Below are 12,905 nucleotides of genomic sequence, written 5' to 3'. Positions count from 1 at the left end.
CACAGCTCCCGAACGGTTTGGGTGCTCACCTGCACATTTCCGAAGAGGTTCAGCTCCATGACGTCGAGCAAGCGCATATCGGCCAAGGTCTCGCCGTCTTTGGTCACCTGGAGCCGATCACCCGACTTCCGAACGTAAGCCCCTTGCTCCTGAACGTAAACAGGAACCCGATCATCCCGGGGTGGGGTCAGCCGGCGGATCCGATCCGCGGCGGCGACTCGCTGGGCGAGATAGTTCACCTCATCAGGCAGACAAATGCCCACCAGCGAACATCGCGGGCATTTCGGGCTATCCTGCAAGGGTGGTGGGATCTGCCCCCGCGCTGCCGTCTTCCGCAACTCCTGAACGAGCGAGCGGGTTCGGTGAATGAGTTCATCATCGAACGGGACATCCACCCGCGTGCGGGATTCCACGTAATAGAGAACGCCGTACTTGGCGTTGTACCCGTTTTCCCGCAGGATGAGCCCTTGCGCACACAGTTGGACCCGCTCTGGTTCCCAGGCACCGCCTGGAATGTCGGGAACCCGGCCTCGTTTATAGTCAACGGGGACGGCTGTGTGGCCGTCGAACTCCACCAGATCCATCCTGGCGATCAGGCCTTCTTCTGGGGCACTCATCAGAACCGATGTCGTCCGAATCATGCCGGCTTCCGAGGTTTCGGGATCCCGCTCCACCCGTTCCCGCTCCCGATCCACGGTTCGATGCTGGAATCGCCCTTCGCGGGTGTCTGCGTTGTCCTCGAACTCCCCCTGGACCCACTCCAGGTAGAAGAGCCTCGGGCAGTAGGTGAACTCATTCAGCATCCGTACTGGGATCAACTCCGGTACATCCCAGGGCTCGCTGACTTTTCTGTCTTCTTTTCCGATGGTGTCGGCCATTTCAATTCACCTCCTTCTACACTTACAAATCGGTAAGAAAAGCGCTGACCATAGCCGCAAGGGCCAGTCAGCGCTCTTCCTTCCGGATTATTGAGAACTCGTCTTAGTTATTCGCTGGGCACAAAGAGCCCCAAGCCAAAGTGGCAGGCGTAGCCCAACAGCAACGGGCCGGGGACTTCTTCCTCGAACTCCATCTCGAACCCGTAAGCGCCTCCTGCAGGCGGCACCCGCGACCGCCAGCGGTGGAACTCGTACCAGCGGTACGCCCTGCTGGAACGGGTGGGGCCGGCCCCGGACCCCAGGGGGAGCGCTGGAAGCCTCCGGACTGAAACGGGCGTGGGATACCCGCGGCGCCGGAGCTCGAGCCGGAGTTGATCCTCAGGCCCGTCGACGAGCTGCTTGGGAACGGTTCCGCCCTGCGTATCGCCTCGGAGCTTCACGTGGCGGGACAGGACGAAGGGTGTCTGGCTCCGCCAGCGGCGGTGCCATCCCAGCCATGGAATCGGGAAATCCTCTGGCCTCCCCGCTCCCAGCCAGATCACGCTCAGCCGCAGCGATTCCCGACCACGCCCCAGCTCCTCAACGGCGGCCAAGGCCTCCAGCTCATCGGGCTGAAGACCGCCAGGGGCCCAGATGGTCAGGTGGTCTAACCGGCCATCGCCGTCTTCGTCCGTGGGGATGTAGAACGCATGACGGTGGCCTTGCAGCGGCGTCCCATCCTCCGCCCGGCCGGAGAAGGTGCTAGAGACCCGGCCGTCGTGGCGGCGGCCATACTGGCTCATCGCGGCCTGCCGGGCGACCTCCCCCACCCGGAGGGTGTCCACCACCCGGGGTAAGACGGGGCCATCCAGAGCGAAGCGGACCAGGGTCACCTCCGGGTGCTGGGCGCCGCGGGTTCTTGGCCGCCGACTCCGCCGCGGGCCCTCCAGCGCCCCTTCGGGCAGCGCGTAGGTGACCCAGCGGCTCCCTGGGGGCGACAGATACCCGAGAGACCGCAGCGAACCCGTCTCCGCAATCAGGGCGGCCAGGCTGAAGGGCTCCGCCGGCGCCAAGACGCGCACCAGCTCTACCGACGGGTCAGGCGCGTCCCTGGCCACCGGGCGGCAGTTCACTGGCGGAACCTGGTCCACCAGCGACGCGCGGACCCACGACTCGGCCCGACCGAGGTACGGGAGGTTGTCCAGGAGCTGCCGGAGCAGCTCCTCCTGGTCCGGGCTGAGGTCGACAGCGGGCCAGACACAGACGACCGGCTCGTGCGGCGAGAGCGCCACGAAGGTGTCGAAGACCAGGGCGGTGCTCTTGGGTGCCCCCAGAGGCATGTAGTGACGGGTGTGCGCCGTCCGCGCCTGAGGCAGGAAGAACTCAGGCGGCGAGCTCAAGCGGGCCAAGAGCTCCTCCACGGAGGCTTGGTCCACGTCGGGCAGAGTGCGGCGCCACACGGCCACCAGCGCGCGCAAGAGGCGCCACGGCGACGGCGGCCACTCGACCACACCTTCGTTGACGTGGCGGCCCCAAGGCGTTGCGTGAAAGCGTCCCGCGGTGAACCGGAGCGCGATCCCTACCAAAGCCTCCACCCCTCTGCTCAGGAGCCCTTCTTCGCCTTCTCGGACCACACCACCTCAGAGACGGGTGGATCGGCGAAGTGGGGCCGGCACGCCTCGATCAGCTGCGGCAGGGCCTCTTCCAAGGCGGCCCGGTCGGGCAGGGAAGCGCCCTCGGGCTTGGTCACCCTCACCTCGCGGCACTGCAGGTCGCAGGCCGTTCGGAGCCGGAGCCCCTCTTCCAGGAAGACCCGGATCTTCCACAGGGCCAAGGTGACGAGCAGATCAAAGCCGGGATCGGGCAGCCGGTAGGCCCGGAGCTGGGCCAGGTCCAGGTTGAAGTAAGCGGTGATCTGCTGGGCGACGTACTCCGTCCGGGAGAAGGGAACGTTCCCGTATCCCAAGGATGTGTCGCCCGAAGGGCTGATCCGGTCGTTCTTCACCCCGCCGCTGGTGGCCGGCGCCACCTCCCTCGCCTCGATGAAGCCGCTCAAGGTCCGCTGGAGCCGGGCACGGCCGTCCAGCTTCTCCAGGAAGACCCCGTGGAGGAGGGAGTTGGGATCATACTTGAACAGGGTTCTCGCCAGGCGGGCCAGGTCAAAGTGCAGCACCGCGGCGGACGCGTCCTCGTCCTGGGCCCCGGACCGCTGGCGCTGCCGCTTCCCCCCTTGGAGACCGCTCTCCTCCTGAACCCGGTCCAAGAGGTCCCCTTGGGAGGCCAGCATGAAGTAGGGCGAGTTGAGGCGGTGGGCCTCATGGAGGGTCGTGGTGAACCCGAACTCCTCATCCGCCTTCACCAGCCGCGCCCTGCCATAAGGGAGTCCCCGCAGGGGTTCGGCCAGGTCCTGAGCGGCCTCGTCCCAGCAGACGGCCTCCAGCCGGTTGGCCACCGATTGAGCCGACTCCACCAGCAGCATCTCCGTCCCATCAGGGAGCCGGTAGGTCGCCGCACCCAGGTCCGGGAAGCCGGTGGGCTGGAAGCGGTCCCCCTGGACCGGCTTCAAATCCGCCTCGATGAGCATCCGAGGCAAGCCCCGAAGGGCTTCGATCCACCCGTAGGCCATGGGCACTCACCCCTTCTTGAAATGGCGTACCATCGCAAGCTCTCCCGGTGGCGTCTTTAGGCTTCATCCACCCGCAGCCGTCGCCTCTGCCTCGCCGGGGGGCTCATCGGTGGTGGCCGGCGTCCTCAGCGCCCAGCGCGCCAGGGGGCGCGTCTCCCGCACCGGGATCAGGAGGGCGGCCAGCATCCGCTCGCCGTCGACCCGGATGGCCAGATCCCGGGGATCTCGGATCATGGGAACCAGGCCGCTGGCCCTGAGCCGCCGGAGGGCCAGGGCGCACGCGTCGGCGACGCGGTTGGCCCGGAGGAGCGCGAAGATGGCGGGCTCCGGCCGGATGGTCACCCGGTCGCCGCCCCGCGTCAGGATCAGGGGCCTGTCCAAGGTGACCAGCTTCAAGACGGCGTAAGCCCGAGGCAGGATGAACCCCTCGTCATCACCTTCATCGGGTGGCAACGCCTCCGCCCCCCCGCTTGAGGCCCACCCACGCGACCAGTCGATCAAGCTCAGCCCCCGGAGCAGCGCCTCCAGACGGCGGTCGTCCGTCTGGCCGAGGAGGAAGCGGTGCACATCCCGAAGGGACGCGGGGCGGGGGCTGCGGATGGGGAGGGGGTACACCCGCCGGGCCATGGCCTCCGTGGCCCGCCGGACCAGAACGTTCCCCAGATTGCGCGTCAGGGAACCGGGCCCCCACACCGCGGAACGAGACTCCGGCGCCCAGACCCAGCGCCCGTGGCGCCACGCGACGGGCTCCAGGTTGGCCCGGATGGGGGGCGCCAGCCACTCATCCTCGGGCTGCGATGGCCCACCACCCCTGGCCGCCGCCAACCGGACGCCCGCGATGGAGGCCAGGGCCACCGCCAGGCGATACTCGGTCGTCTCCTCCCGGCAGACGTCATGCCACTCGGGGGAAAGGGCGGGGATGGGCTGAAGGCGGGTGCCCCGGGCCCGGGGCCGGCCCGCCACCACCCACTCGGCCGCACCGGCGGCCAGCAGCACATCGAGCAGCCGCTCCCGACCCTGGGCCGCGTAGGCCAGGACCGCCTCATCCAGGCCCTGCAAGGCTTTCCAGAGACTGGCGGGCGTGCTCGCGTTCCCGGTGCAAAGGTTTCTCAGGCTGTTGAGCCAGGGGTCCAGCTCCCGAAGGAGCCTCGCTTCCGGCCGCACCTGAACCCGCAGCCGTCCCAAGGGGCTGGCCAGGTACGCCCGTCCATTGCGCTGGAGCAGGCCGTACCGCCGAAACTCGCTGAGGCCCCGCTCGACCCCAAGGGAGATGGCCGCCTGCGCGAAGTCGGTGCCCGTGCGGGCCTGGCGCCCGCCCCACTGCGCCCGTCCCTCGGCGAAGACTTGGCGGACCTCCGGCAGCCTGGCGGGCCGCTCCCACAAGGGCATCCAGATCTCCGCCCGGCTCATCCCGCTCCCGTACTCGGCGGCGACGGCACTGGCATAGCCTGTCCCCACGCCTGTCACCGTGAAGGGGAAGCTCGCCTTGTCCCGGCTGTCCACGCCCAGCCGGCGGGCGGCCGACCCGGCCAGGAGGAGCGACCCTTCCAGGAGCAGGACAAACTCCCACGGGTTGACCAGGGAGTCGCCTTCAAAGCCTTGGGTGGCGTTGGGACCACCGATGCCGCCCGGATGGTACTGCCCGATGGCGGCGGGAACCAGCGGCGGGGTCGCCTCGCCGAAGAGAGCGCCCCGGAGCCAACCCCGGGCCCTGGTTTGGGGGTCCGGCCCCTTCTTCCGCTTCTTGGGCTGGCCCGTCTCCAGCCCAAGAGCGTCCAAAAGGCGCTGCATGAAGTTGTTGGAGAACTCGAGCCGGCCGTCGTTTCCCCCGGTGCCCAACAGGGGAGGGTACCTGGGATCCTCGGATGTGAGGACGTACGCCGCATCAAGCCAGGCCACCGCCTCGTCGGGGAACCACGCCCGGCATTCGGCCAGAATCCGCGGCTTCTCGTCCTTGTCGGGCTTCTCCCGGATGCCCAAGCGGTCCAGAATGGAGCGGGCCCGGGCGATGGTCTCACGGTAGAGGGCCAACCGGGGCTCATCGGACCCTTCGATGGCTTGGAGGGCCTCCTGCTTGTCCTTGGGGAAGAACCCGCTGCCGCCGTTCCACGGCGCGACGATGGGCGTCGGGGTGTACTGGGTGAAGAGGGCCTCCACCAGCTCGTCGGCGCCGAAACGGCTCCGCAGGTGGAAGACGCCGCCCTGCCACCAACCTTCGGCGTCTGGGTCCAGCTGCTCGCCGACGATGCGGAACACCCCAAGGGCTTTCAGGTAGCTGTGGAGAGGCTCGGGCGTGCAGCCGGCCAGCTCAACCTGCGGCATGCGGCGACACCTCCTTCATGCTGGCCCGCATGTCCGCCACCCGCAGCAGTGCCTCGAGATACGCCAGACGGAAGGGCCCGAGATCGGGATCGTCCCGCAACGCCAGAACCCGGGCCAGCCAGGAGGGCGTGCCGTCCGCGGAGCCCAGCTCGAAGGGGGCAAGGTGTAAGGTGACCGAGGGCACCCGGACCCCGCCACCGAGGTCCACGGTCTGGCCGTCTTCGGGCATCCGGTCGCCGTCGCGGAGGCCAAAGAGGGACCCGTCGTCGTCCAGCGTCCCGTGACGGGGCCTCAGCGTGCGGAGCCCCAGGCGCACCTTCCCGTGGTGGCCCATGATGAGGAAAGCGGCCAGGTCGTCCTCGGCCTCCCGGGCCACGTGATCCAGGAAGGCCAACGCACTGGCCACCTCATGGCGGATGAAGGGCCGCAGGCGCGACCGGGGGGCCTTCGCCCACACCTCGCCCGCTCGAGCCGCCCGCTCAGCCTCCTCGGCCGCATCGAGGAAGCGGCCTTGGAAGTGCGGGTGAGCCTTGCCCCAGTCGTGGAACCGGGCCGCCTTGCGCAGGGCCCGCACCACCGCCTCCGGCACCGACGCCAAGTCCAGACGCTCCAGGAGGGCGTCCAGTTCCGCCACCACCGCGTCGGTATGGTCCCGCAGGGTGATCCACGGCCGGGCGGTGCTCCAGGGGTCTCCGGCGGTGGATTCGGCCTCTCGCTGGTCCGGCTCGTCGTCCCGCCGTTCCGCCACGACCGGTTCCACGGGGCCGTCCCCCGGGTCCGCGGTCCAGCCGAGCTGCGGGTCGTAGCCACCCAGGCGCGCCGGGAGCAACACCACGTGACCGGGCCGGATGGCGTCGATCTGGGTCACCCGGACCCACCGGGCCTCCACGTGGTCCCAGCGCCATGCCCGCCCCTTCTCCCAGGTGCGCCGCAAGAACTCCTGAAGGCCCCGGGTCCGGCCGTACACCGGCACCGGGCAGAGCTCAGACCGCTGCACAGGCAGCCAATCGCCCGGTGGTTCCCGCCCTGCCTCCTCCTGCTCCCAACTCCGCCAGAAGACGTGCGCGTCCAGGTCGGCATCGGCCCGAATGAAGCGGGAGATGTCGATGTCGTTGCCCGACAGGTCCGGCGTGGTGTCGAAAAGGTCGAGGAGGTCCTTTCGCCGCACGATGTGCCGGTACCCGGGGCGGCCCTCGTAGGGCACCGCCTGCAGGTCCGCCGGCGCGATCCGGTCCGCCGGGAGCTGCTCCAGCAGGCCCTTCGCCTCTTCCAACGTCTCGGGCTCGTAGGGGGCGCTCGCCTTGGGTTCCACGTCGATCCAAAGGACGTCCGCCTGGTCATGCTCCCCATACCGGTTGACCCGGCCCAGGCGCTGGACCAGGCTGGGCCAGGGAGCCAGCTCGGTGATCAAGGTGCGGGCGGAGAGGTCCACCCCAGCCTCCACCACCTGGGTGGCGACCAGCACGCGCCCCGCCGGGTGGTCGCTTGGAGGCGCGAAGAGCTCCTGGTTCAAGCGCTCCCGCTCCGCGGGCCGGAACTGGGAGTGGAGCAGGAGCACCTCGGGCTGGGCCCCCGCCGGCGCCTTCTTCCACACCGCCGAGCGCCGCAAGGCGTCGAAGAGCCTCTGGGCCCGCTCGACGGTGTTCACCACCACCAGGGTGAGGGCCCCCGGTTGGTGCCGCTCGGCGACCAGCTCGGCCAACCCGGTCAGATAGCGCCGGACCTTGGTCTCGCCATCGGGCACGGTCAAGGAGAGACGTTCCAGCCGCTTGGGCGCGTTCATCCTCTTGGCCAGGTCCGGCGCCGCCTCCAGATCGGCCGGTTCCAGGGTCCAGACCTGCTCGGGAGCGATGGGCGGCCCATCGATGGTCTCCATCCAGGCGGGGTGGTAGGTGGCGGACATCCAGAGGGTGGGCGTGGGGGCCCAGCACCCCAGGGCCGCCCGCAGGCCGTCCAGCTGGCGGGAGGTGGCGAGCCCCTCGGAAAGGAGCTGGATCTCGTCGAAGACCCAGAGGGCATCATTGTTGAGCAGGCCGAAATCGATGGGCCAGTGGAACCGGCTTTCCGCGTAGCCCCGGTTGAGGGCCCGGGAGAGGAGCATGTCCGAGGTGCCTATAAGAATGAGGTCATCTTCAGGATAGAGCCACCACTCCCGGTCCCGGCTGCCGCCCATGAGCAGCGCGGTCCGGATGGGCCGGTCCGTCTGGCCCGCCCCCAGGCCCAGCCCTTCTACAAAGCTCACGGCCCGCTCGTAGGTCTGGTGGACCAGCACCCGCATCGGCAGCGCGTAGACCAGCCGCCGGGGCGTGGCCTCCCGGACCGCTGGATCCGGGTGGAACCGCCGCCGCCAGAGCCAGGCGAGGAGCACCGCCGCGGTCTTGCCTGCACCTGTGGGCACGTGCAACACCCGCGGCCATTCGGGCTCAGTGGCAAGCCTCTGCTGGTAGGGCCACGGAGCATGACCGGTGGCCGTTCGGAAAAACGTCTCAAAGGTGGTCAGCTGGAGTCCCCCCCGATCAAGACCCCGCTATCGACAGAATTCTGTCATCGTCGGATTTTCCCTGCTCGTGGCAGGAGCGGGGCGGTGCCCATGGAAGCAGGTGCCAGTCCATGCCGGGGCGGACCCCCTTCCTTGTGCCCCCACCCTTGTGCCGCTATAATGGATTCGTAGCGATCATCACTCTAGCTACACGACTCATTTGACTGTTCGCTGCTGGGAGGGACCCTATGGCTGCCCGTATCGACCCCTTTGGGGCCCGGGGAACCTTCGTGACCCCCCAGGGCCCGGCGGTCATCTACCGCCTCCGGCGATTGGAGGAGCTGGGCATCGCCTCCATCGACCGGCTGCCGTACTCCCTTCGGATTCTGCTTGAGAACCTGCTCCGGCACGTGGACGGGTACGTGGTCAACCCCGAGGATGTGGAGGCCCTGGCCCGCTGGCGGCCGGGGGCCGAACCCCGGGAGATCGCCTTCATGCCGGCCCGGGTGGTGCTCCAGGACTTCACGGGCGTCCCCGCAGTGGTAGACCTGGCGGCCATGCGGGCGGCGATGAAGCGGATGGGCGGCGATCCCAAGCGGATCAACCCCCTCATCCCCGTCGACCTGGTGATCGACCACTCGGTTCAGGTTGACCTCTTTGGCACCCAGTACGCTTTCCTGGGAAATGTGGAGCTGGAGTTTGAGAGGAACCGGGAGCGGTACGCCTTCCTGCGCTGGGCCCAGAAGGCCTTCACCAACTTCCGGGTGGTCCCCCCCGGCACGGGCATCGTCCACCAGGTGAACCTGGAGTACCTGGCCAGGGTGGTGGAGCTGCGGGAGCAGGATGGGGAGCTGACCATCTTCCCCGACACCCTGGTGGGAACCGATTCCCACACCACCATGATCAACGGCCTGGGCGTGCTGGGTTGGGGCGTGGGCGGCATCGAGGCCGAGGCGGTCATGCTGGGCCAGCCCTACTCCATGCTCATCCCCGAGGTGGTGGGCTTCCGGCTCACGGGCCAGCTCCCCGAGGGCTCCACCGCCACCGACCTGGTCCTCCGGGTGACGGAGATGCTCCGCCAGAAGGGTGTGGTGGGCAAGTTCGTGGAGTTCTTCGGCCCCGGCCTGGATCACCTCACCCTCCCCGACCGGGCAACCATCGCCAACATGAGCCCCGAGTACGGGGCAACCATGGGCTTCTTCCCCGTGGACCACGAGACCCTCAACTACCTGCGGGGCACCGGCCGGGACCCCGGGCTGATCGACCGGGTGGAGCGCTACTGCAAGGAACAGGGCCTCTTCCGCACCGCGGACTCGCCCGATCCCGAGTACTCAGACCTCCTGGAGCTGGACATGTCCACGGTGGAGCCCAGCCTGGCCGGGCCGCGCCGGCCCCAGGACCGGGTGCCTCTGGGGCAGGTGAAGGCCAGCTTCCAGAAGACCCTTCGGGAGCACTTCGGCCGGAACGGCGAGGCCGAGCTGCCCGGACCTTCGGAGAACGGCCGGCTGTCCGACGGGGCCGTCGCCATCGCCGCCATCACCAGCTGCACCAACACCTCCAACCCGTCGGTGATGGTGGGCGCGGGGCTCCTGGCCAAGAAGGCGGTGGAGCGGGGCCTGCGGGTGAAGCCTTACGTCAAGACGAGCATGGCCCCCGGCTCCCGGGTGGTGACCGACTACCTGGAGGCGGCGGGGCTCCTCCCCTACTTCGAGGCGCTCCGCTTCCACGTGGTGGGCTACGGCTGCACCACCTGCATCGGCAACAGCGGCCAGCTGCCGGCCAGCGCCGCCCAGCAGGTAGAGGAGGGCGATCTGGTGGTGGCCGCGGTCCTCTCGGGGAACCGGAACTTCGAGGGCCGGATCAACCCGCTGGTGAAGGCCAACTACCTGGCCTCCCCGCCCCTGGTCATCGCGTACGCCATCGCGGGCCGGATGGACATCGACCTCACCACCGAGCCCTTGGGGTACGATCCCAATGGCCAGCCCGTCTACCTGCGGGACATCTGGCCCAGCCAGGAGGAGATCCGGGAGATCATCGAGCGGACCCTCGACCCGGAGCTCTTCAAGCGGCGGTATGCGGAGGTCTTCGACGGCGATGAGCGCTGGCAGAGCCTCCCCGTGCCCGAAGGGGACCTCTACCAGTGGGATGAGGCCTCCACCTACATCCAGGAGCCGCCCTTCTTCACCGACATGCCCCTGACTCCGCCGGAGCCCAAGGACATCACCGGCGCCCGGGTGCTGGTCGTGCTGGGGGATTCCATCACCACCGACCACATCTCCCCCGCCGGGGCCATCAGCCTGGGCACGCCCGCCGCCCAGTATCTCCAGGAGCGGGGCGTGGACGTGGCCGACTTCAACACCTATGGCTCCCGCCGGGGCAACCACGAGGTGATGATGCGGGGCACCTTCGCCAACATCCGGCTCCGGAACCTGCTCGCGCCGGGGACCGAGGGCGGCTGGACCCGCCACCTGCCCGACGGCGAGGTGATGACCATCTATGACGCCGCCCTCGCCTACCAGAAGGAAGGCGTCCCCCTGCTGGTCCTGGCGGGGAAGGAGTACGGCTCCGGCTCCTCCCGGGACTGGGCGGCCAAGGGGCCGTACCTCTTGGGGGTGCGGGCGGTGCTGGCGGAGAGCTTCGAGCGGATTCACCGGAGCAACCTGATCGGGATGGGGATCCTCCCCCTCCAGTTCCGGCCGGGCGAGAACCGGGAAAGCCTGGGGCTGGACGGCACGGAGGTGTACGACATCGAGGGAATCGCCCAGCTCACCCCTGGCGCCACCCTCACCGTCCGGGCCCGGCGGGAGGATGGTTCCGAGATCCGCTTCCAGGCCATTGCCCGCATCGACACGCCCGTGGAGTTGGAGTCGTACCGCCACGGCGGTATCCTGCAGGCGGTGCTTCGGAAGCTTCTCTGAACCCTTCTGTCTACCCCGACCCTCTCTCACGGGAAGCGGCGGCCGGTTGACCGGCCGCCGCTTCCTTTCTTGGAACCGGGCTCCTGGTCGAGGTTTGTGAGGGGGATGCACGCCCTTAAACCCCATGGCAAATGTCCTATGCCAACCCCGCCCAATGGCTCATGGGAAAGAGAGTTATGTCCTTTCCTCCCTAGGAGGAAGGCCCGATTGACCGATTGTGAAACGGATCATAAAGTGGAGATGGCTAATGATTCCCCTTTCCCCCGGAGCTCGCGCGACCGATCGGGCCCCGAACAGCTAAGGGAGGCGTGGTTATGGCAACGCAACAATCGCAACAGAGGCGTCCCCGTTTCCTCCGCCACACCCGCCAGCGGGAGGCGATCTTGCGGGTCCTGCGCACAACCCACGAGCATCCCACCGCGGACTGGATCTACCAGGAAGTCCGGAAGGAGATTCCCCATATTAGCCTCGGCACCGTCTATCGGAATCTGAAGATCCTGACGGAAATGGGCGAGGCCCGGGAGCTCACCTTCGGCAGCTCCTACAGCCGCTACGACGGCGATCCCACCCCGCACTACCACTTCCTCTGCGATGAGTGCGGCAAGATCGAGGATCTGGACATGCCGGTGATGGACTCCCTCGAAAGCCAGGCGGCCGAGTGGACCGACGGCAGGATCACCAGCCACCGTCTCGTATTCCATGGCGTATGCGCCGAGTGCCAGAAGCAGCAGCAGTGACAGGATCTCCACCCAACCAAGAGCCCGCATCCGGGTCCGCTCCAGGCCCCCAGGGCCAGCAGGGCCCGGTTCTCCATACCTTCGGTGAGCTCACCCCCGTCCGCATCCTCCGGCGGGTGAACCGGTTTGCCGTCCTGGTGGAGCACGAGGGCCAGGAGCGGCTGGCCCACCTGCCCAACTCGGGACGGCTCCACGAACTCCTCCACCCCCAGGCCCCTGCCCTCCTCCGGTGGGCCGACGCCCCCGGGCGGCGGACGGTGGGCGACCTGGTTTTGGTCCAGGCAGCCGGTCCCGACGGGACCGGCTGGGTGAGCGTCGATGCACGGCTCCCCGCCCGGCTGGGCCAAGCCATCCTCCAGCACCAGCTTCTCGCGGATTTCGCCCCCTTAGAGGCAGTCCGCACCGAGGTGGCTTTCGGTCAGAGCCGGCTGGACCTGGCCGGAACCGTCGCGGGAACGGGCCAGCCCTTCTGGGGCGAGGCCAAGTCCGTCACCTTGGTGGAAGAGGGCGTCGCCCGCTTTCCCGACGCGCCCACGGCGCGGGGCCGCCGCCACCTGGAGGAGCTGATGGAGGCCCGCCGCCAGGGGGCGCTGGCCCTGGTCCTCTTCGTCGTCCTGCGAGACGACGCCCGCCTCTTCGCACCGCACCACGAGGCCGACCCGGCCTTTGCCGAGACCCTCGCCCAGGCGGCCGCTCGCGGGGTCGAGGTGCGGGCCTGCGCCTGCACCGTCTCCCCCCAGGGGATCCGCTGGCTCCAGGAGCTTCCGGTCCAGGTGGCGGAGGGGCCATCCCGGCGGTGAGCCGGGAGACCCGCCTCGGCAGGTGCCCGCGAAGCTCACAGGCCCGGCCCGGCGGCAAGCTCCTGCCTCACCGGCGGCGGGCTGCCCTAAGGCGTGGGAGCGCCCTGGGCGGCCGGTCGGACACCAGGCCGGGGCCCGATCGGGAAGGGAAGGACCTGAATGGGCT

General features: G+C 68.8%; 8 protein-coding genes. 3 read left to right on the top strand and 5 right to left on the bottom strand.

What is annotated here, in order from left to right; genetic code table 11:
- The 5 genes from cas4 to cas3 all read right to left on the bottom strand — a co-directional run.
- The coding region (gene cas4, locus FWJ67_RS09760) for a CRISPR-associated protein Cas4 (protein WP_414482757.1) at nt 1-878 on the bottom strand (878 nt) is incomplete at its 3' end.
- A gap of 107 nt (nt 879-985) precedes the next feature.
- Nucleotides 986-2,452 carry a type I-U CRISPR-associated protein Csb2 gene (gene csb2 / locus FWJ67_RS09755; RefSeq protein ID WP_414482758.1) on the bottom strand — a complete coding sequence of 489 codons (1,467 nt, stop codon included), beginning with the start codon at nt 2,450-2,452 and terminating at the stop codon, nt 986-988.
- An 8-nt stretch (nt 2,453-2,460) separates the two neighbouring features.
- Nucleotides 2,461-3,483, bottom strand: a complete 1,023-nt coding sequence (cas7u, locus tag FWJ67_RS09750; RefSeq protein ID WP_304173242.1) for a type I-U CRISPR-associated RAMP protein Csb1/Cas7u — start codon at nt 3,481-3,483, stop codon at nt 2,461-2,463.
- 63 nt (nt 3,484-3,546) lie between these two features.
- Nucleotides 3,547-5,805 carry a type I-U CRISPR-associated protein Csx17 gene (gene csx17 / locus FWJ67_RS09745; protein WP_414482202.1) on the bottom strand — a complete coding sequence of 753 codons (2,259 nt, stop codon included), beginning with the start codon at nt 5,803-5,805 and terminating at the stop codon, nt 3,547-3,549.
- Nucleotides 5,792-8,203, bottom strand: coding sequence for a CRISPR-associated helicase Cas3' (gene cas3, locus FWJ67_RS09740; protein WP_414482201.1), 2,412 nt, complete (start codon nt 8,201-8,203; stop codon nt 5,792-5,794). Before cas3 ends, csx17 begins: the two co-directional genes overlap by 14 nt.
- Nucleotides 8,204-8,532: 329 nt before the next feature.
- On the opposite strand from cas3, the gene acnA reads away from it, so the two are divergent.
- From acnA to sfsA, 3 genes are all read left to right on the top strand, one after another.
- On the top strand, nt 8,533-11,202 hold the full coding sequence (gene acnA / locus FWJ67_RS09735; RefSeq protein ID WP_304173237.1) for an aconitate hydratase AcnA: 2,670 nt from the start codon (nt 8,533-8,535) through the stop codon (nt 11,200-11,202).
- A gap of 314 nt (nt 11,203-11,516) precedes the next feature.
- Complete coding sequence (locus tag FWJ67_RS09730; RefSeq protein WP_304173234.1) at nt 11,517-11,939, top strand: Fur family transcriptional regulator; 423 nt, start codon at nt 11,517-11,519, stop codon at nt 11,937-11,939.
- On the top strand, nt 11,936-12,739 hold the full coding sequence (sfsA, locus tag FWJ67_RS09725; RefSeq protein WP_304173232.1) for a DNA/RNA nuclease SfsA: 804 nt from the start codon (nt 11,936-11,938) through the stop codon (nt 12,737-12,739). Before FWJ67_RS09730 ends, sfsA begins: the two co-directional genes overlap by 4 nt.
- Nucleotides 12,740-12,905 lie beyond the last annotated feature (166 nt).

It is taken from the genome of Limnochorda sp., assembly GCF_047459355.1.
Taxonomy (GTDB): domain Bacteria; phylum Bacillota; class Limnochordia; order Limnochordales; family Limnochordaceae; genus Limnochorda.
The sequence above is the reverse complement of the archived record's forward strand: the minus strand, read 5'-3'. Positions and strand labels throughout refer to the sequence as shown.